14 protein-coding genes, 1 tRNA gene and 1 riboswitch are annotated in these 20,614 nt (G+C 61.5%); of the genes, 4 read left to right on the plus strand and 11 right to left on the minus strand.

What is annotated here, in order from left to right; genetic code table 11:
* The first annotated feature begins 51 nt into the window (after positions 1 to 51).
* Together DTI93_RS00635 and DTI93_RS00640 are read left to right on the plus strand one after the other, a co-directional pair.
* Entirely contained in the window at positions 52 to 2,664 is a 2,613-nt protein-coding gene (locus DTI93_RS00635; protein WP_249079324.1) for an AsmA family protein, read from the plus strand.
* 20 nt (positions 2,665 to 2,684) lie between these two features.
* Positions 2,685 to 3,398, plus strand: coding sequence for an ATP12 family protein (locus tag DTI93_RS00640; protein ID WP_249079327.1), 714 nt, complete (start codon positions 2,685 to 2,687; stop codon positions 3,396 to 3,398).
* Positions 3,399 to 3,497: 99 nt separating this feature from the next.
* Here DTI93_RS00640 and ispF read toward each other — a convergent pair whose 3' ends face one another.
* The 3 genes from ispF to metZ form a co-directional block, all read right to left on the minus strand.
* Positions 3,498 to 4,721: a 2-C-methyl-D-erythritol 2,4-cyclodiphosphate synthase gene (ispF, locus tag DTI93_RS00645; RefSeq protein WP_052349156.1), complete on the minus strand. Its 1,224-nt coding sequence runs from the start codon at positions 4,719 to 4,721 to the stop codon at positions 3,498 to 3,500.
* Between the two features lie 26 nt (positions 4,722 to 4,747).
* Positions 4,748 to 5,224 carry a Co2+/Mg2+ efflux protein ApaG gene (apaG, locus tag DTI93_RS00650; protein WP_154981641.1) on the minus strand — a complete coding sequence of 159 codons (477 nt, stop codon included), beginning with the start codon at positions 5,222 to 5,224 and terminating at the stop codon, positions 4,748 to 4,750.
* A 161-nt stretch (positions 5,225 to 5,385) separates the two neighbouring features.
* Positions 5,386 to 6,597 (minus strand): O-succinylhomoserine sulfhydrylase, encoded by a 1,212-nt coding sequence (gene metZ / locus DTI93_RS00655; RefSeq protein ID WP_043560889.1) that lies wholly within the window; start codon positions 6,595 to 6,597, stop codon positions 5,386 to 5,388.
* Between the two features lie 78 nt (positions 6,598 to 6,675).
* Positions 6,676 to 6,756, minus strand: a riboswitch (SAM riboswitch).
* Between the two features lie 168 nt (positions 6,757 to 6,924).
* Between metZ and DTI93_RS00660 the strand changes: the two genes are divergently transcribed.
* Positions 6,925 to 6,998, plus strand: a tRNA-Gly gene (locus tag DTI93_RS00660).
* Positions 6,999 to 7,030: 32 nt separating this feature from the next.
* Here DTI93_RS00660 and DTI93_RS00665 read toward each other — a convergent pair.
* The 8 genes from DTI93_RS00665 to DTI93_RS00700 all read right to left on the minus strand — a co-directional run bounded on the left by DTI93_RS00665 (position 7,031) and on the right by DTI93_RS00700 (position 17,590).
* On the minus strand, positions 7,031 to 8,407 hold the full coding sequence (locus tag DTI93_RS00665; RefSeq protein WP_154981639.1) for a cytosine permease: 1,377 nt from the start codon (positions 8,405 to 8,407) through the stop codon (positions 7,031 to 7,033).
* Positions 8,408 to 8,446: 39 nt separating this feature from the next.
* Positions 8,447 to 10,897: a TonB-dependent receptor plug domain-containing protein gene (locus DTI93_RS00670; protein ID WP_408902096.1), complete on the minus strand. Its 2,451-nt coding sequence runs from the start codon at positions 10,895 to 10,897 to the stop codon at positions 8,447 to 8,449.
* A 102-nt stretch (positions 10,898 to 10,999) separates the two neighbouring features.
* Positions 11,000 to 11,980 (minus strand): homocysteine S-methyltransferase family protein, encoded by a 981-nt coding sequence (locus DTI93_RS00675; RefSeq protein ID WP_249079331.1) that lies wholly within the window; start codon positions 11,978 to 11,980, stop codon positions 11,000 to 11,002.
* A gap of 334 nt (positions 11,981 to 12,314) precedes the next feature.
* Positions 12,315 to 12,863 carry a hypothetical protein gene (locus tag DTI93_RS00680; protein ID WP_052349154.1) on the minus strand — a complete coding sequence of 183 codons (549 nt, stop codon included), beginning with the start codon at positions 12,861 to 12,863 and terminating at the stop codon, positions 12,315 to 12,317.
* A 78-nt stretch (positions 12,864 to 12,941) separates the two neighbouring features.
* Positions 12,942 to 13,679, minus strand: a complete 738-nt coding sequence (locus DTI93_RS00685) for a 2OG-Fe dioxygenase family protein (protein WP_249079333.1) — start codon at positions 13,677 to 13,679, stop codon at positions 12,942 to 12,944.
* A gap of 236 nt (positions 13,680 to 13,915) precedes the next feature.
* Positions 13,916 to 15,178, minus strand: coding sequence for an NAD(P)/FAD-dependent oxidoreductase (locus DTI93_RS00690; protein ID WP_192847990.1), 1,263 nt, complete (start codon positions 15,176 to 15,178; stop codon positions 13,916 to 13,918).
* Between the two features lie 234 nt (positions 15,179 to 15,412).
* A complete protein-coding gene (argJ, locus tag DTI93_RS00695; RefSeq protein ID WP_043560878.1) occupies positions 15,413 to 16,648 on the minus strand; it encodes a bifunctional glutamate N-acetyltransferase/amino-acid acetyltransferase ArgJ in 1,236 nt (411 codons plus the stop codon).
* A 3-nt stretch (positions 16,649 to 16,651) separates the two neighbouring features.
* Positions 16,652 to 17,590: a peptidylprolyl isomerase gene (locus tag DTI93_RS00700; RefSeq protein ID WP_249079334.1), complete on the minus strand. Its 939-nt coding sequence runs from the start codon at positions 17,588 to 17,590 to the stop codon at positions 16,652 to 16,654.
* A 343-nt stretch (positions 17,591 to 17,933) separates the two neighbouring features.
* Here DTI93_RS00700 and secA point away from each other — a divergent pair, with 343 nt between their 5' ends.
* Positions 17,934 to 20,591 carry a preprotein translocase subunit SecA gene (gene secA, locus DTI93_RS00705; RefSeq protein WP_249079335.1) on the plus strand — a complete coding sequence of 886 codons (2,658 nt, stop codon included), beginning with the start codon at positions 17,934 to 17,936 and terminating at the stop codon, positions 20,589 to 20,591.
* Positions 20,592 to 20,614 lie beyond the last annotated feature (23 nt).

Raw genomic sequence — 20,614 nt, forward strand, 5'->3', positions numbered from 1 at the left:
TGGCCCTTTGCAGGGGGACCTGGCCGCCTGAGAAAACGAGGACACAGGCAGATGAAAAAGCTGGCAGCAATCCTGATCGGGCTGGTGGTGGTGGTGACAGGCGTGAGCCTTGCTCCGCAGTTTCTGATAGACCAGAACAGGCTGCGGCAGCGTGTCACGGAGGCCTTCCAGCAGCAGACGGGGCTGGAGCTGAAGATGGGGGAAACGTCTTTCCAGCTGCTGCCATGGCCGTCTTTTCAGGCAACAAATGTCGTACTGACAAGACCGGGCTGCACGCCCTTCGTGGCGGCCCGGTCCGTCCATGCGGACCTGTCTCTGCTGGCGATACTGAACCGGGAGATTTCCTTTCAGGAATTCACGGTGAGGGGCGCGGGCATCATGCTGCATCGGGCCAGCGAGAAACAGTGCTCCACGTGGCTCCCTGTAATCTCGCAGGATCAGAGGGTCGCAGCGCCTGTGGCCGGTGATGCCGTCACCCCCCGCTGGAAGGTCAGCTTCGGAGGGCTGCATCTGACTGATGCTGAACTCTCATGGCAGGATGATCTGTCGGACAGTCATGTCCCGGAAGGAGGCCACCTTCATCTGGCCAGTCTGGAGATGGCGGGCATGCGCAGTGTGAGCCCGTGGGTGGATCTGCGGGGCACATATGGGCACACGCCTTTTACGCTGCGGGGACGGCTTGGCCCTCTCCATCAGCTTCTCTCTGCGTCTGCCGGACAGAAAGACCCGTGGGCTTTCAGCCTGGGGCTGACGCTGGGGACCGGCGAGCACCAGGACCATGCCACGCTTGATGGCCTCATGCGGGACGCCCACCGGCTGAAAGGTGTGAATTTCACGCTGTCCGGTCGCTGGACATCCCTGCGGGGCCTGCGGCATCTGCTCTCACGGGCGATGCCGGTTGATCTGGGGCAGCTTGAGGGGACAGTCCGCTTCCACAGTGATGATGACATGGTGGCTGCCAGCAACGGAACGGACATGGCTCTGACGGATGCCCTGCTGCATCTGCCCCGGCGTCTGGTGCTGGATCAGGTTCATGCCCATTTGGGCAGTGCGACCCTGCCTGCGGGCATGTGGCATGTGGCGGCACCGCTGCAGCTGAGCGACATCCAGATTGATGCTGACAGTGCGCAGGCACCATTTGTCCTTCAGGGGCAGGCTGCCTGGGGGCGTTATGCCTGGCTGTTTCATGGTGAGGCAGAGAGTTTGCAGAGGGCACAGTCTGCTCTTTTGGGCCGTATCCCGGCATCTGTCGGGCTGAAGCTGAACGTGCAGGGGCAGGACAGAACATTATCCAGCCTGTTCAGCCGGGGTGATGCCGCCAGAACGGATGCCAGACAGGACAATGTGTCTTTCGACCTTCAGGGACAGGCCGGGCGGCAGGGCAGTACGCTGGCTTTTTCCGGCCAGGCAGCCCTGTTCCAGTTTCCTGACATCAGGGGAATTCCGGGCCTGCTGGTGCATGATGGTCATGTGAAGGGGCAGCTTGTCTTGGGGCCGGTGAAGGATGCAGGCCTTTCTTCCCTGTCGCTTCAGGATGTGGTGTTTGACAGTCAGGAAGCGGGCGGAAACCTGTCGGCGGACCTGCCCATGCAGCCGGATGCGGGGCTTGTGGGCAAACTGCATCTGATCCATCTGGAGGGGGAGCGTGTCTCTTCCGCGTCGCTCACACCTGCTGCCGAGCCGACAGTGCAGGCGGGGCCTGTGCCCGCTGCGGGCAAGGGAGAGCCCGGTGATGCTGCGCAGGCATCCCGGCCGCCAGAGGTGGCCCCCGCGGAAGGAAAGGCGTCTGAGATCCGGCTGACGCAGTGGTTCGGAAGCATGGCGGGGCGACCGTTCGATGTGGATATGACGGCAGATCAGCTCCATGTGGCAGGCATCGCCTATCAGGGGCTGCATCTGCATCTTCTGGGGCTGGAGGGGCGGTTGAGTCTTTCCGTGCTGGGAGGGAGCGTGCAGGACGTGCCGCTTGCGGGTGAGGTTGTGCTGGATGGCACGGCTGACCCTCTGCGGATGGGCATGAAGGCGCATCCATTCATTCTGCCGGCCAGCTGGGTACAGAGCCTGCTGGGGCAGCCTGTGATGTTTGAGGGACCTGTGCAGCTGGAAGGGGCTCTCGGGACGGAAGGCGCCCAGCCTGAGGCCCTGTGGCAGGCCCTGGATGGCCAGATGGGCCTGTCCCTTGTGGATGGCCGTGTCCAAAGGGAGGTTCTGGCACCATTGGCAGGTCCTGCGGCCAGTCTCCTCAAGCTGGGTTCTGGCACGATGGGGCTGCGCTGCTTTGCCGGGACGGCGACATTCGGGCATGGTCAGGCACATTTCAGTGACATGGCTCTGGAGGTGAAGCATCTTTCCCTCATCGGGCAGGGGACGATGAAGCTGGGTGACATGAGCTACACGTTCCAGCTCATGCCGCATGTCACGCTTGTAGGGGCGGATTTTTCCACACCACTGGCCCTTTCAGGGCAGAATGGCACGGTTCATATAGGAGCGCAGGACAAGGATCAGGCTGTTCTGGATACAGCCCGTTTTGGCAGTGATGCTTGTGCTCATGCTGTCCAGCAGGCTCGTGGCGGGCAGAAGGGTCTGGCCCTGCCTGCACGGGATGATGGCCATTCTGGCGGGGCAGGCGGTATTCTCCGGGCCCTTGGTCTTGGTGGCAACTGACAGGAAGGAAGAGCAGTGTCATGGCACAGTTGCACAGGCGTTTCTGGAAACAGGTGACAGTGGGGCCAGTCGGTGAGTCTGGCCAGCAGGGACCATTGCTGGATGGCAGGCCCGTGAAGCTGCCTGCCGGAACGGCCCTGGCCGTGTCATCTCCTGCTCTGGCAGAGGCCCTTGCGGAAGAATGGCGTCAGATTGCCGAGGGTGCCCAGTTCACCCCGGATGATCTGGTCCTGACCCGTATGGCGGGCAGTCATATCGAGCGCATCCTGCCCGATCGTGCAGCGATGGAAGCCGCCCTGCGCGCTTATGGCATTGATGACAATCTCTGCTACCGGAGCGTGGCGCAGGATGATGCCGTGACGGCCCGCATCCGGGCCTGGGCAGCGGAACAGGGGCTGCATCCGGCCATGACGGATGGTCTCATGCCTCTGGAGCAGCCTGCCGCCTATGGCGAGGCCCTGACGCATTACCTGTCGCAGCTGGAGCCTGCCCAGCTGACGGCTCTGGGTGTCATGGTGCCCATCATGGGCAGCCTGCTTCTGCCGCTGGCTCTGGTGCATGACGTGGTCAGCTTTGACGAGGCCGTGCACCTTGCCCACGCCGACGAATACCGTCAGCTGGAAAAATGGGGCCACGACAGGGAACTCGCCACACTGCTTGAGAAGCGGAACACGGACATTGCCGATGCGCTCCGTTTCCTGAATCTGGCGCAGGGGCGGGTGAAAGCAGCCTGACCGGACAGGAAGCGTGATTTCATGGAACGGAAAAGCCCCTCCAGAACGGGTCTCTGGAGGGGCTTTCTCATGACTGGCCCTGCGGAAGGAGGGAGCGTCTTACTCCCCGCTGTCCGGCACCATGATGCTGACGGCAGCCGTGGCGGCGATGCCTTCTTCCCGCCCCGTGAAGCCCAGACGCTCGGAAGTCGTGGCCTTGACGGAAATGCGGCTGGGACTGACCTTCAGCAGCTCGGCAAGACGGGCACACATGGCCTTGGCATGAGGGCCGATCTTCGGGCGCTCGCAGATGATCGTCAGGTCCGCATTGACCAGCATTCCTCCTTTGGAGCGGATCAGCTCTCCGGCATGGATGAGGAAGCGGGCGGAATCCATGTCACGCCATTTCTCATCCGTGGGGGGGAAGTGACGGCCAATGTCGCCCTCATTCAGCGCACCATAGATGGCGTCGCAGAGTGTATGGATGCCCACATCGGCATCGGAGTGACCGGCAAGGCCCTTTTCATGGGGAATCTCGATGCCACAGAGGATGAGCTTGCGGCCCTCGGCAAAGGCATGAACATCATAGCCCAGACCGACACGGGGCAGCAGAACGGGAGCCTGCGCAGGCTGGGTCTTCTGGTCCTCAATTACACGTTCAAGCCGCATCAGATCCTCCGTAACGGTCAGTTTGATATTGTCTTCCGAACCCATGACGATCGCCACCTTGTGGCCTTCCGCCTCCAGCAGGCCGGCATCATCGGTCAGGGCGGTGCGGTGCCGGGCATGCAGGTCCCGCAGCAGCGGGAAGGAGAAGCCCTGCGGGGTCTGGGCACGCCAGAGGCCCTCCCGTGAGACCGTCCCGGTGATGAGGCCATTCTCCACCTTCTTCAGCGTGTCGCTGACAGGCAGGGCCGGGATGACACCCTCATGGGTCTCCAGTGCCTCAAGGGTACGGGTGATGACAGCAGCCGGGACGCAGGGGCGGGCCCCGTCATGCACGAGAACGACATCAGGCGGCTCGGGCAGTTTTGCCAGGGCCTCCAGCCCGGCCCGCACGCTGTCATGCCGTTCGGCTCCGCCCTCGACCGGGGGAAGGACATCCAGCCCTGCCAGGGCCTCGGGCAGGAGCGGGTCGCTGCCAACCGGCTGGAGGACATCGACATGCGGCAGCAGGGCCATGGCGGCGTGCCGGATGACCGGCTGCCCGGCCAGAAGATGGAACTGCTTGCTTATGCTGGCCTGTTCCTGCGGGGCACCGGCAGAGAACCGCCGCCCACGCCCCGCCGCCAGAAGAAGGGCGGCAATGCGTCTGTGTTTCGGGCGGGCATGAGGGGCGTTCAAGATGGCGGGTCCTTTTCTGCTGTCCGTCAGTGGGTCATGCCCATGTGATGGGGACTGTCCAGACTGAATACGGGCACGGTGACATCAAAACGATGGCCGCTGGCCGGGGTGACCATGTGGTAGAGGCCCTCCATGAAGCCGCTCGGTGTTTTGAGTTCAGCTCCGGATGTATATTGATAGCTGCTGTCTGGGGCAATGACGGGCTGCTCGCCCACCACGCCTTCACCATGCACGTCTTCACGCCCACCCCGATCATCCGTGATGGTCCAGCTGCGTGAGAGAAGCTGGATGCTCTCCTTGCCTCTGTTTTCAATCAGCACATGATAGAGCCAGACATAACGGTGTTCTTCCGGGTCGGAATGTTCATCAACCCAGAAAGGGCGGACATTCACGGTCACGTCGCCGGTATGGGCCGTAAAGGCGGGCAGGGACGTGATGGGCTCCATCTCGAGGGTTTCCGTCTCGGCCATCGGGCCTTCCGGGGGGAGGGAATTATCGGACATGGGCCTTTACTAGAATCATTATGGGGATTTGTCAGGTCATTCTGTCAGGAGCGGCGGATTTTCCCTTACTGGTATTCTGGAATGTCTTCATATGTCTGACCTGTCGTGGCCGCCCGTCCCGTTCACGGGGAGTGCGGGGACGGGCTTGCAGGCCGGGTCGTTCAGCCTGCCTGCCGGGCGGCTTCGGCCCCACGGCGCAGGTCCTCGATCAGGTCCTCCACATCTTCCAGCCCGACCGAGAAGCGGATGGACCCATCCGTGATGCCCAGAGCATCACGCTGTTCCTGCGTCAGCTTGCGGTGGGTGGTGGTGGCGGGGTGGGTGGCAAGGCTGCGGGCATCCCCCAGATTGTTGGAAATGGCAATGAGCCGGAAAGCGTTGAGGCAGGCAAACGCCCCTTTCTTGCCATTGGCGACGCTGAAGGCCACCAGTGTTCCGCCATTGCTCATCTGTTTCCGGGCAAGGTCGGCATGGGGATGATCCTTGCGGCCGGGATAGCGGACGGACGTGATGCCGGGCAGTTCGCTCAGGGCGTCAGCAAGGCGGGCGGCATTGCGGGCCATGGCCTCCACACGCAGGCGCAGCGTTTCCAGCCCCTTGGACAGCACCCAGGCATTGAAGGGAGACAGCGTGTTGCCTGTATTGCGGACGAAGGGCTGGAGTGTTCCGGTGATCCATTCCTGACTGCCCAGAATGGCCCCGCCCATCACACGGCCCTGACCGTCAATATGCTTGGTACAGGAGTAGATGACGACATCCGCCCCGAGTTCCAGCGGCTTCTGGCCGACAGGTGTGGCGAAGACATTGTCCACCATGAAGATGGCCCCCGCCTTGTGGGCAAGGTCGGCAATGTGGCGGATGTCCAGAACATCCAGCATCGGGTTGGAGGGGGTTTCGATCAGCACGGCCTGGGTGGGTTTGGAAAGGGCCTCCTCCCAGGCCTTGAGGTCGGTGCCGTCCAGCATGACGGTCTCGATGCCATAGCCGGGCAGCAGCGAGTCCAGCAGCCAGTGTGTGGAGCCGAAGAGCGCACTGCTGGCCACGACACGGTCACCGGCCTTCAGCTGGGCCAGCAGGGCACAGGAGACGGCCCCCATGCCGGTGGATGTCGTCTGGCAGGCCTCGGCCCCTTCGAGCAGGGCGAGCCGGTCCTGAAGCGCATCAACCGTGGGGTTCCCATAGCGGGAATACTGAAGATGCTGGATCGTCCCTTCAAAGGTGGCCTCGGCCTGTTCTGCACTGTCATAGACAAAACCGGAGGTCGGGAAGATGGCGTCCGACGTTTCACCATGTTCGGTGCGGTTGCGGGCCTCGTGCAGCAGACGCGTGTCGGTGCGGCAGGAGGAGAGGAAGGACTGGTCGGTAGAGGGCATGGGTTCCTCCAGCTGAAGAGGCAGACCACCCGGCGGCCTGCCCGATTAGGATGGAGGCCGTATGAAGTCCTGATTCTGCGGGAGAGAAACAGGGCCTCTTTAGCGCATGTTCTTTTACCTCGCCGCAAGCCGGCCTATCAAATCACGAGGGTGGGTTACCATCCAGCAACGCCACACCCCGACTATGCGCCCGGTGGAAGGGGGCGTCAAGGAGAACCGGTCACGGTTCGCCGGAAGATGTTCGGGGAAGGGCGATACTCTGCTGGAAAATATGATGGAAAGGGGATTGCGCAGGGTTTTGCCAGCCGGTATAAGAGGCCCCACGAAGCGGATGTAGTTCAATGGTAGAACGGCAGCTTCCCAAGCTGCATACGGGGGTTCGATTCCCCTCATCCGCTCCAGTCTTTCCCCTGAAAATCAGAAGGTCGTCTCTTCATCCGCCCGGTTGTTGGGTGTGGTGGGCTTTTCCGTACCGTGCCAGCAGAAGATAGCTGAGCGTGGAGACGAGCAGGGCCGTCAGCCATGAGATGTCCACGCCATGCAGCCGCTCCAGCAGCGGGCCATGATAGAAGGACAGGTTCAGGAAGGGAATTTCCGCCAGAATCCCCAGCCCGTAGCTGAACAGGGCCGGGCCGTTCACAAGCCCATAGACCCCGCCATCCCGTTCGAAAAAGGATGGGACATGATAGTCCCCTTTGCGGATGAGGTAGAAGTCCGCAAGGTTGATGGCTGTCCACGGGATCATGACGGCCATGAGCAGGTCCAGCAGGGCGCTGTAGGCGGCATTGAAGGACTTCGCCATGAAAAGGGCCATCGCCGTGGCTGTCAGGATGATCAGCAGGGTGATGATGAGGCGGCTGCGCCCCCGTGGCTGCCAGCTGGTGCGGCAGCTGTGCAGCAGCGTGATGAGGGAGAGCGTGCAGCAGTAGAGGTCCATGGCATTGGCGAAGGCGATGGACAGCCCCAGGACGAGGATGATCAGCCCTGCCCATGGTCCCGTCATGTGGGTGATGGCGACGGCGGGTGATAGCCCTGTGGCGGCACTGAGGAAGGCCCCCGCTGCCATCGCCAGAAAGGTTCCGCCGATCGTGCCGCCATAACAGGCGAGGAAGATGCGGGGATAGCTGGCCTTCTCATCCGGCAGGTAGCGTGAGGAATCGGAGACATAGGGAGCCGTGGCGATCTGCCAGAGCACGGCGATGGAAAAGGCCTGGAGAAACCCGGCAAAGGAGCCGTGCATGTCTGCCAGAAAGGCCTGCCCGTGTGGCAGGCTCGCCAGCCCGACAAAGAAGCAGAGCAGGATGACGGCCGTCGTGATGAAGGAAACCGCCGAGGAGAATATCTCGATCGTCCGGTAGCCGATGATGCAGGGCAGCAGGCTGAGGACGGCCATGATGAGGATGGCCGGATGTGCTCCCAGCGAGGGCAGGACACTCCGCAGCGCATCGCCGCCCACCACGCAGTTGGAGGCGACGAAGCTGACATACATGACGACGACCATCAGGATGACCGGCATGGCCCCCCATGCACCGAACTGCCCCCGGCTCTGGATCATCTGCGGCACCCCAAGCCGTGGCCCCTGCACGGCATGAAGGGCCATGAAGACAGCCCCGAGCAGGCTGCCAAGCAGGAAAGCGAGGGCCGTTAGGGTGAAGGAGATGTGGCACTGCAACGGCCCCAGCGCACCCGTCACGACCGTCAGCAGCGTCATGTTGGTGCTGAACCAGATGGTGAACTGGTCCCGCGGGCGGCCCCGCCTGTCCGAGGCGGGGATGGGGTGGATGGTGTGCTGCTCGATCGCTGAGAACATGGTGGTCTGCCCTGTCGTGGTCCGTGCCTGTCTCCGGGGTTACAGGCTGATGTTGATGCGCCCGTAGTAATAGCCGCCCGTCATGGGGATACCGGCGGAATTGTTGTCGTAGAACAGTGAGCCGGTGTAGGAGTTTTCCAGCGGCATCCGGCGGGGCCGGACGTTGAAGAGGTTGTTCCCGCCGACGGCCAGATGGATGCGCTTCGTGGCCTGGAAGCCGACCTCAAGGTCCGTCAGCCAGGCAGGTGTGTTCACGAAGCGGTGGAACTGGCTCTGCGAATATTGCAGGGCCGCCGGGGCCTGGTCCTGATAGGTCACGTTGTTGACCGTCTCGCCATAGCGTGTCTGGCGGAGGTTCACATTCCAGCGGTTCAGCTTCCAGTATGCGTTGAGAACGATCTTGCTGCGGGGTGACGCCGTGGTGAGGTAGCCGATCTGCTGGGCATTGAGGATGGGCGATCCGTCCGCATAGGTGTTGAGATGGTGGATGCGGGTGCGGTTCAGATTGAGGGCCAGGCTGAGATTGAGTGACCCGTAGCGGTGCAGCTTCAGGGCGTAATCGGCCATGATGTCCAGCCCCTGCGTGCGGGTGCTGGCCCCGTTGGTGAAGTAGGTGGCCGTGACGTTGTCCGGGTCCAGCCCGCCGGGCAGGGAGGCCCCCATCAGGGCGATGGCATTTTCTGCCGCACTGCCCTGGAAGCTGCCGCCCGGTGAGATGCGGTTGCGGATGTTGATCTGGTACACGTCAGCCGAGACATGAAGGTTCGTGACGGGTTCCAGCACGATGCCGCCGCTGGCGTTGGTGGAGCGTTCCGCCTTCAGCCGCTGGGCACCGAGGGAGCTGGCCGCTGCGGAATTGACGGGCAGACTGGCCGAGGCCCCGTTGGGGATGACGCTGAGCACGCTGTAATGCTGCTCCAGCAGGGTGGGAGCACGGTAGCCGTTGCTGATGGTGGCCCGCAGGGCAAAGCGTTTCGTCACGTCATACCGGGCGGCGATCTTGCCCGTCTCGGCATTGCCGGAATCGGTATAATGCTCATACCGCCCGCCGAAATCGACATCGAGATGCCGGAGCGGGTGGAAGTCCGCATCAATGTAGCCCGCCCAGACGTTGCGGGTCCATGATCCCGCATTCTGCGGCATCAGGCCCGCAAAGCCCTGGAGACCACCCTTGTAGTAGGAGGCAGGCTCACCGGCCCCGATGGTGTATTTCTCCAGCCTGTGCTGGGCGCCGAAGGAGAGGTCCAGCGAGCGGCCGGGAGCAAAGGCGAACCTGCGGCTGATGTTCAGCGTGTTGTTCCACTGTTCGTTCTTGAAGCGTTCCGTCCGGACCTTCGTGGGGGATGTGCCATAATCGGCATAATAGGCCGGGCTGCCACTGTTCTTCAGGGTCATGTGGTCATCATCGGCCCCGTATGTCGTGTTGGCATCCCAGTGGAACCCGGCAGGCAGGCGGCCCTTCAGCCCCAGTGTGACGGCGTAGTCCTGTTCCTCCATGGCCTCGATGGGAGAAAATCCGTCGGGATAATATTGCGGGAACGTGTCCGGCGTCCGGTAATCCTGGAAGCCTTCACCGTGACGGTGGGCATAGGTGACAAAGCCGTAGCCTTCCAGGGATTGGGTGAAATGCTTGCCGAAATTGAGGCTGAGGGTCTGGCGGGTTTCCTCGGCAAGGCTGAGGGCCGGGTCGTCATAACGGTTCGTGCGGACGTCCAGACCTTTCTGGATGAAATGGTCGGTATGGTACATCTGCCCGGCCAGATTGACGTACCCGTCCTCGCCCAGGGCGAGGCCCTTGTCGAAGCCGAACTGGTACTGCCAGCCATCGCCGTTATAGGCATTTGCGCCTGTCTGGGCATCAATGTCGGAGCTTCTGACGTCCTTTTTCAGCACGATGTTGATGACACCGGCCAGCCCGTCCGCCCCGTAGCGGGAGGCGGCACCGTCCCGCAGGATTTCGATATGGTCGATGGCTTCCGGGGGGATCATGTTCAGGTCCACCGGGCTGGAGCCTTCCTCCGGCCCGCTGTCGGCACTGATGTTCGCCGTGGTGTGGCGGCGTATGCCGTTGACGAGCACGAGCGTGTGGTTGGGGTTCAGCCCCCGCAGGCGGATGGAGGAGGTCAGGGCCGAGGCGTCATACCCTGCTGCACTGATGGTGATGGACGGATTGATGCGGGCCAGAGCTTCCGCCACGTTCAGCTGCCCCGTTCGCTGGAGCTGCTGTGCCGTGACGATATCCACCGGTGAGGTGCTGGCCCGTGCCCGTTTCAGCGGTGTGTTTGTCCGGTGGACAGTCAGATGTTCGGCTGATCTGGCATTGATGGCATGGGGCCTGTGGCGGGTTGTGGATGTGCTCTTGCGGGCCTGTGTCTTTTTGCTGGCCGCTGGGGAGGTCGTGGTCGTGCCTGTCACTGTGGCGGCTCTGGCGGTGGATAGTGAGCCTGACAGGGCCGTGGCGAGGCCGAGGCTCATGCCGCATGACCCCATCAGGCAGGAGAGGGACAGCAGGGAGGCAGGCAGACGGTAAGAGCCATGCAGGCGGGGCATTGTTGTGTCTCCAGAGTGCGAAATGGGCGGTGGGTCAGCAGGTCAGGAAAAACGGGCGGCGAGGGCGGCGACATGCTCCGGCCCGATGCCACAGCAGCCCCCGATGATGTCGGCCCCGGCAGCAAGCCAGTGCTGGGCGAAGTCGGCGTAACGCTGGGATGTCAGCGTGCCATCCAGTGGAGTGATGCTTTCATTGGCTCCTTCGCCTTCGCCGTCATGATGGTTGTGGGCGAAACCGTTGGCATACACGCCCAGTTTCAGGGTGGTGGAATCACCGTGGGTCTTCAGCACCTTTCGGGCTGTGTGCAGGGCCGTTTCCATGATGCGGGGGTCGCTGCAGTTGAAGAGCAGGGCCTCCAGCTTCAGCTGAAGGGCGGCTTCCACGGCTTCTTCCAGCAGTTCACCCGACCGCAGGCGGACCGGGGCGTGCTGGTGGATGAGAGCGGCGGGATCGGAATCATCCAGCGTGAAACTGCCCCAGAAGGGGCGTGCATCGTCCGTGCTCTGCTGGACGAGGCTGTGGGCTGTCTGAAGTTCGGCGATGCTGCTCTGTGTTTCTGCCAGCCAGAGATCGGCCGAGGGTGCCAGCCCACGGATGAGCGGCGTCAGGATAGCCTCTGCCTTCTGGGGGGTGAACAGGTCGGGACGGTAAGAGCCGCCTGCCGGTGGCAGGGAGCCGGCCAGAAGAGACGGCTTTCCACCCTGGGCCTGTGCTGCAATGGCCTGCCGTCCCAGATGGCCGGAGAGGCGGGCCAGTTCCTCGCCCCGTGCGGCAAAACGTTCCTCACCGATATGGAATGGCACGACGGCATAGCTGTTGGTCGTGATGACATGCGCCCCGGCCTTGAGGAAGTTCTCATGGGCCTGCTGCACCAGATCGGGCCGCTCCATCAGGCTGAGGGCTGACCATTCCGGCTGGCGGAACGGAGCTCCCATGCGGTGCAGCTCCCGCCCCATGCCACCATCAAGGATGAGGGGTGTCCGGTCAGCTACGGAAGAGAAGGGCGTGGTGGAAGAAGGCATGGCGCTGGCTCATTGGGGGGCTGTGGTCTGGTCCCCGTTTTCTGTCTGTTGAAGGAGCGCCATGGGTAAAAAAACTTGATGAAAATATCAATCCCATACACATATAAGCATGATGTTATATGTAAAGTATAGAAGTGGGCGGAGAAGGGTATTATTGAGAGCTAAAGGTGACGGCAAGTTAATGTATTGTATTTATCACATAATGATATGATTATATCCATATAAAAAACTGTAAAAAATATTTTCTCCGGTATCAGCCGGATTTTGTCATTCCTTTGCAGAAAGATGAAAAAGGGCCCCAGCGCCTGCCAACATGACGGTGGGGCCCGAAGAATCAGGGGCTGTTGAGAGTGTCCTCGTATTTCTGCCCGTCAAATACCCAGCGGTCGTTGCCATCAATAATGATGTCAGCCAGACCGTTGTGACGCTGGCGGGCAATACGGATGGAACCGTTCACGCTGTCCAGCAGTGTGTCCCATTTGTTGCCATTCCTGCGATAGATGGAGGTGGTACAGCCTGCAGACCCGCAGAGGCGGTATGATTGCAGCTGCACGAACAGGATCATGTTTTTCTGCTTTGGGGCGAGTTTGGCTGTCCCTGTCAGGACGATGGGTGTCTCGTTGTGGCGGGCCGCATCGTCCAGAAGGTCTGCATTCAGGCTGCGGGCCTGCCTGTCCAGCTCCGTGCCGGGCTGGGCTTTCAGCTCCACGGGTGTCGTGCTGGAGTGCTGTGCTGAATGATGATGACGTGACGGATGCTTCTGGCTGGCCGCCTCGGCCGGGCTGGTCTGGATGAAACCGAAGAGACCCATGACGATGGCGGAACGGCACAGGTTTCCGGCAAGGCCACGGAGGCGGACAGGAACAGGTGATGAACGGGTCATGGCGTCGTTATCCTCTGGGGGACGGGTCAGGAAAAGACAGGGAAGCCCGCCATGAATGGCAGGGTAACGGGGTTGTGTTCATTCATACCGCAAGGTGACGACGAGCACGTCACGGTAGGCGGGCAGGGTGGGGTCTTCCGGTTCTACCGCCGTCACACCGTGATAGACACGGTGATCGTCCACAATGGCAGTATCCAGCGGCTCTGTCAGGGTGAAGGACCCCAGTACGGTCTGCTGGTCCAGCGCATGGATGCTCGTGACGCCTTCCCGTATGTTGCAGCGGTTGACCATGAAGACGAAAACCCAGTCCACGCCATCACGATGCATCCCTTCCGGCGTGGGAAGAGCCTCTGCATCGCTGGCGGCCTCGATGCGGAACTGATGGACCTCCACATGCCACGGGGCTGGCTGGGGTCGTTCCGGGGAGAGGTGGTCCGCCATGGTGGAGGTGGCCTGGAGAATGGCCGCAAGGGCCGGATGTCGCCCCATCTCGTCAGTGATGGGACTGAACCAGCGTTCTACCCCGCCATTGAGCAGATTGTAATCCCGGCTCTGATAATGGGGCTGATGGTCCTTGCGGGTCAGGCTGTTCCCGGTGATGGAAAAAGTCCCATAGCGACGACGGCGGTAGCGCCCGCCATCAGCCATGTAGAGGTCCATGCCCAGATCATTCCAGCTTTCAGCAAAACCCTGCCAGTCTTTCAGGCCGCAGGGCTCCAGCCACGCTCTGGCCTGTCGAGCGGGGAGAAAGGCAAAACCGTTTTTGATGATCTGCTGTTCGATAGAACCGGTGGAAGCTGTACAGGATAGGGTCATGGCAGGCGTTCCCCTGTCGCCGCAAGGGGAGCAGACTGGGGCTGCCCTTTTCTGGCGGTACGGATCATGATGGCACAGAGCCCGAGTATAAAAGGTCTCCCGGCAACTGTCTTGCGCCTTGTGCCGTCCTGGTGAGAAACCTTGATGGTGGAGTGTACAGGCCTTTTGAGCCCCCGCAGGGCAAATCCCCTTCACCTGCTGTGAAGGGGGCTGCCGGGTTGGGGGGAAGGGCCGCTTCAGTCCTGTTCCGGCTGTGCTGACGGTTTCTTGCCGTTCAGATCAGGATTGTTGGGCTTGAAGCGTTCGCCGAGGGCTGCGCAGACGGTACGGAAAAGACCGCTGATGCCCATCTGGTGCTGGCGGAACAGACCTTCATGGATGAAGCGGGCTAGCTGGGCCCCAAAGCCATGGCCGCCGAACCCCTTCTTGGAGGGCCACATGCCCCAGGCATTGTACCGCCCCAGAGCCACGACGGCGCCACGGTCGTTATAGACGAACGGGACCGCTGCCTTGCCAGCCAGCTGGCGGGGAATGGCAACCCGGCCGACATAACGGCCTTCCTGCCGGGCGGCCTGCGCCGTGGGGGCTGTGGGGTTGACCTCCATGCGGGCGCAGTCACCGATGGCATAGATGGACGGGTCTTTCGTGGTCTGGAGCGTGTTGGTGACCATGATCTGCCCGCTGCGGCTGAGCTCAAGATTCTTCAGGAGAGAGGTCGCCACGCAGGCTTTCACCCCAGCAGCCCAGATGGGGAAGTCGGACTCGATGCGCCGGCCATCCTTGAGGGCGATGTATCCGCAGCCGACCTCACTGACCATGCCGCCGGTGATGACATCGAATCCCAGCTTCTCCAGTTCGGCCTTGGCCTCGGCCGAAACCTGCTCGGGGAAAGGCGGCAGCAGTCTGTCCTGCGCCTCGATCAGCGTGGGCCTGAGCAGCCTTTTGCGGGCAGAGGGGCCAAGGCCGGGAGTGCTGTCGATGGCCTGGCAGAGTTCGGCAGCCAGCTGCACCCCAGTGGCACCACCCCCAACAATGTTCAGGTGGACAGGCTTGTTTGTCAGCTGCGCCCGCTCGATGAGCGTACGGAAACGGTCGTGGATGGCGTTGGCATCAGCCAGGGAATTGAGGAAGAGGCAGTTTTCTTTCGCCCCGGGCGTGCCGAAGTCGTTTGCGCAGGAGCCCAGAGCCACGACGAGCAGATCGTAATTCAGGACCTGCCCGTTTTCCAGGTTCAGCGTCTTTGTTGTGCTGTCGATGGTGTCCAGCGTGCTCTGGATGAAGGAGAAGCCGAAACGTTTGGAAAGCTCATTGAAGGCGAACAGGTTGCCTTTCTGGCCGATCGTGCCGGATGCCAGCTCATGCAGGACAGGCTTCCAGATATGGACGGCGTTCTGATCAATCAGGGTAATGCGGACATGGGAGTTGTGGCTGAGCTGGGTTGCGGCTTCCAGCCCGCCAACACCACCTCCCAGAATGACGACATGTTTCTTTGCGGACATGGAACCGTTCCTCGTTTTTCCGACGTGACAGGCGCAAACAGAACGCGCAGCAATATCTGAGCTCTAGCGGTCCGCCCTGCCATATACAAGCCCTGTCATGGTCATCGATGTTGTTTTCTGATTGTCCCGGTCCCCTATCACCCCGGGGGGTACCGGTGCCTGCCGGGGCAGGGCCTGCCCCCGTCCGCAACTGGGGGTTGACCCTGCCGGATATGGGCGGAAATGCCCCCGGTATCAGCTTCTGTATGAGCCGTTTATGTCGATGTAACCGTGTGTCAGATCACAGGTCCAGACGCTCGCACGGCCGGATCCAAGCCCCAGATCTGCCGTGATCGTGATCTCCTGCTGGCGCATGTAGGCATTCAGCGCCTCGACATCATGGTCCTTCACACTGCCCTGGCTGGCCACCCAGTGGTCCCCGATGGCAATGGAAAGGCGGTCCCTGTCGGCAGGCTCACCACTCTTGCCAACGGCCATGACAATACGCCCCCAGTTGGCATCCTCTCCGGCAATGGCGGTTTTCACCAGCGGAGAATTGGCAATGGCCATGGCGATCCTGCGGGCGGACCCGTCATCCTGAGCTTCCTGCACATCGACACGGATCAGCTTGGTGGCACCCTCGCCATCACGGACGACCAGCAGAGCCAGCTCATGGAGCAGGTCCTTCAGGGCCGTGCGGAATTCCGCCAGGGCGGCATCCTCATGACTGCCGATCTCTTCATGCTCGGCCTGCCCGGTGGCAAAAAGCATCAGCATGTCGGATGTAGAGGTATCAGAGTCCACCGTGATGGAGTTGAAGCTCGGCCCCACGCCTTCTTCCAGCAGGGCCTGAAGGACCGGCTGGGGCAGGGAGGCATCTGTGGCGACGTAGGCCAGCATGGTGGCCATGTCCGGCGCAACCATGCCCGACCCCTTGGCTATGCCCTGGAGGCAGACCGTTGTGCTGCCGATCTTCACTTCACGACGGGCCGCCTTGGGGAAGGTGTCCGTGGTCATGATGGCCCGGGCCGCTTCTTCCCATCCATCAACATGCAGGGCTTCAATGGCTGCGGGCAGGGCAGAGAGGATCTTCTTGTAGGGAAGCGTCTCGCCAATCACCCCGGTAGAGGCCAGGAAGACATCCTCGACAGGGCAGCCCAGCTGATGGGCGACCTCTCCGGCACAGGCTACCACGGCCTCTTCCCCGGCACGACCGGTGAAGACATTTGCATTGCCGGAGTTCACCAGCAGCGCCCGGGCATGGGGCGTGCTGGCGAGCGCACGGCGACACCAGGGGATGGGAGCCCCCGGGCAGAGATTGCGGGTATAGACACCTGCGGCCGTCGTGCCAGGGGCGAACTCGACCAGCATGAGGTCGGTCCGCCCGCTGTAGCGGATGTTGGCCTCCACACCACTGAGCCGCACCCCGGCAATCGAGGTCAGCTTGGGCAGTGAGAGTGCCAGTGGGGAGCGGGGGTATGGTTTGGCCATGGCTCAGTGTGTTGCCTGTGCCGGGGCAGCGGCAGGTGCCGGTGCACTGGTGATGGGCTGGCCCTTGGCATCATAATGCACGATTCGGGCCTGCTTCTCGGCAGCTTCCACCACCTTGCGGACTGCCTGGCGTATCAGGTCGCGGCGGATCTGGTCACGCACCTGCTCAAAGCTCGGCACGGGGGCCGTGCGGGTCCCCAGAACCTGGATCACGTGCCAGCCATACTGGGTATGGACCGGCTTCTGGGTGATGGTGCCGGACTTCATGGCAAAAGCGGCGTTGGAGAAATCCGGGATCATGTCCCCACGCTTGAACCAGCCAAGATCGCCACCATTCGTGCCGCCGGATGCCTTGTCCGTGGAGAGACGGCCAGCCAGCTTGGCAAAGTCGGCCCCCTTGTTCAGCTGCCGGATGATCCCTTCAGCCTTGGCCTCGCTATCCACGAGGATGTGGCGGGCATGGACTTCCTCTTCAGGCTTCTTGGAGGCGAAATGCTCCTGATAGTAGGCCTTCAGGGCATCGTCCGTCAGCTTCGGTGCAACCTGCTCTTCCAGATAGGCATTCTGGAGCACATTGTTTGCTGCTGCTTCCATGGCAGCCTTGACAGCCGGCTTGCTGGCCAGACCGGCCTTGTCCGCCTGGAGCTGGATGGCCTTCTGGTCGATGAGCTGGTTGATCAGGAGCGGAATGATGACGGCCGGCTGGAGCTGGCGCGCCTCCGGCGGCAGGGTGGCAGCAGCGCGCTGGACATCGCCCAGGGTGATCTTCTGGTCATTCACGGTGGCGAGCAGCATGTTCGGGTCTGCTGCGGGCTTGGCCTGCGGCTGTGCGGCGGGGGCCGGCTGGGCGTCGGCGGCCACGGCCTGCGCTGTCAGCGAGGCAGAAGAGGAGACACCCCCGATAAGGGCCGTGCACAGGAGAAGAGAGCGGGAAAGCCGCATGTAAGACCTCATCATTTCGATCTGTTAAAACTCAGCCCTTTCACCATGACAAAGCCTGCCTGCCCTAGCAAGGGCTTTGGTGCCGGAAAGGCGAAGTATTGCCTATATTTTATGTTGGTACGGGCGTCAGGTTGGGCTGCTGGTGCCTGACAGGGGAAAAAGCGGAGAATTGCGCTGCGCCCGGAAGCCGGACGGGGGCTTTCCCATTGACCATGATGACGAGGGCCCTTATGTCGGACATGATATGAAAAGCGTTGTGACCATCCGCAGCGGGCGTTTCCTTGTTTCCCACAGGGGAGAGGGGCGCACATGGTTGCTGGTGGCAAAATTTTCAGGGTAACTCATGCTTTCACGCCTTGCTCGCGCCCTCTTCGGCCACTCCAACGACCGCTCACTCAAGAAGTATCAGCGGCGCGTGCCGGAGATCAATGCTCTGGAGCCGCAGATGCAGGCTCTCACGGATGATGAACTGAAGGGTAAAACTGCGGAATTCCGCCAGCGTCTGGCTGAGGGTGCCTCCCTTGATGATCTTCTGGACGAGGCCTTTGCTGTCTGTCGTGAGGCCTCCCGCCGTGTGCTGGGGATGCGTCATTTTGATGTGCAGCTCATCGGGGGCATGGTCCTGCATGATGGGCGGATTGCCGAGATGCGGACGGGTGAGGGCAAGACCCTTGTCGGGACCCTGGCTGTCTATCTGAATGCCTTGTCTGGCAAGGGCGTGCATGTTGTTACCGTCAATGATTATCTGGCGAAGCGTGACGCTGAGGAAATGTCCCGCCTCTACGGCTTCCTTGGCCTGACCACCGGCGTGATCATCCCGAACCTGACGGACGACCAGCGCCGTGCGGCCTATGGAGCGGACATCACATACGGCACGAACAACGAGTTCGGCTTCGACTATCTGCGGGACAACATGAAGTATTCGCTGGATGAAATGGTCCAGCGTGCCTTCAGCTTTGCCATTGTCGATGAGGTGGACAGCATCCTCATTGATGAGGCCCGTACGCCGCTCATCATTTCCGGTCCGGCGGATGACAGCTCCGACCTTTATCGCCATGTGGATGCCGTGATTGCCCAGCTGGTGAAAGAGCCGGATGTTTATGACAAGGATGAGAAGCTGCGTACTGTCACGCTGACGGAAAAAGGCTCCGATCGTGTCGAGGAGCTGCTTCAGGAGGCGGGCCTGCTGCGTGAAGGCGGTCTGTATGACCTCCACAACGTCTCGGTTGTCCATCATGTCCAGCAGTCTCTGCGGGCCCGGACGCTTTTTACGAGGGATGTCGATTATATCGTCCGTGACGACAAGGTGATGCTGATTGACGAGTTCACGGGCCGCATGATGGATGGCCGCCGGTACTCTGATGGCCTGCATCAGGCGCTGGAAGCCAAGGAAGGTGTGGAAATCCAGCAGGAAAATCAGACGCTGGCCTCCATCACTTTCCAGAATTATTTCCGTCTCTATCCCAAGCTGGCTGGCATGACCGGTACGGCCATGACGGAAGCTGACGAATTCGCCGAGATCTACAATCTTCAGGTCGTGGAGATTCCGACCAATCTGCCCGTGCGCCGCAAGGATGCGGATGACGAGGTCTATCTCACGGCGGAAGAGAAATATGAGGCCGTGGCTGAACTCGTCCGCAAGGTGCATGAGACAGGCCAGCCCATTCTTGTCGGTACGGCCTCCATCGAGCAGAGCGAGGTTCTGTCACACCTGCTGCGGCAGAAGCGTATTCCGCATAATGTGCTGAATGCCCGGCATCATGAGCGTGAGGCCAGCATTGTCGCACAGGCCGGTGCGCCGGGTGCCATCACCATCGCCACGAACATGGCAGGGCGTGGTACGGACATCAAGCTCGGTGGCAATGTCGAGATGCTGGTGGCTGAAAAGACTGCCGGTATTGAGGATGAAGCTGAGCGGGCTGCCATTGCGGAACAGGTCCGGGCGCAGGTGGCCGTTGACCACAAGCGGGTACACGAGCTTGGTGGGCTGTATGTCATCGGGACGGAGCGGCATGAGAGCCGCCGGGTGGACAACCAGCTGCGTGGGCGGTCTGGCCGTCAGGGTGACCCGGGCAATTCCCGCTTTTTCCTTTCCCTTCAGGATGACCTCATTCGCATTTTCGGCTCCGACCGCATGGGGGCGATGATGCAGAAGATGGGTCTCAAGCGGGGTGAGGCCATCGTGCATCCGTGGCTGAACCGTGCGCTGGAAAAGGCGCAGAAGAAGGTCGAGGCCCGCAACTTCGACATGCGCAAGAACACGCTGAAATACGATGATGTCATGAATGCACAGCGCAAGGAGGTCTATGCCCAGCGCCGTGAATATATGGCATCCGCCGATGTGTCTGGCGTGATTGCCGAGATGCGGGGGAAGGTGATTGAAGAGCTCGTCCATGCCCATATTCCGGAGAATTCCTTTGTGGAGGCCTGGGATGTGGATGGCCTTGCTGGTGAGCTGCATCGCATCCTGAATCTGGACATGCCGATTGCCGACTGGGCAAAAGAAGATGGCATGGATGAGGAGCATCTGATCGACCGCATCGAAGAAACAGCCACGAAGGCCCATGCAGCCCGTTCAGCGACTGTTGGCCCGGAAATGATGCGGTTGATCGAGAAGCATATTCTTCTGACGTCATTCGATGCGGCATGGAAAGAACATCTGCACGGGCTGGACCAGATGCGTCAGGGGATTGGCCTGCGGGCTTATGCCCAGCGTGACCCGCTGAACGAGTACAAGCAGGAAGCCTTCCAGATGTTCACATACATGCTGGAGGACTTGCGGCTGCGTGTCGTGCAGTCTGTCGGGCATGTCCAGCCTGTCAGCGAGGCACCGTCCATGCCGCCGGGGCCGACTGCCTTCATGGAGGAGGATGGTCCCGCTGATGAGGAGGCGCTGGATACGGCCACGCTGGCCCGCTGGCTCAATGAGGTCCCCCGCAATGCTCCCTGTCCCTGCGGGTCCGGGCAGAAATTCAAGCACTGCCACGGCAGGATGATCTGAGAAGGCGGGCTGCTTCCTGCTGG

This window comes from Parasaccharibacter sp. TMW 2.1884 (assembly GCF_023337695.1).
Lineage (GTDB): Bacteria > Pseudomonadota > Alphaproteobacteria > Acetobacterales > Acetobacteraceae > Bombella > Bombella apis.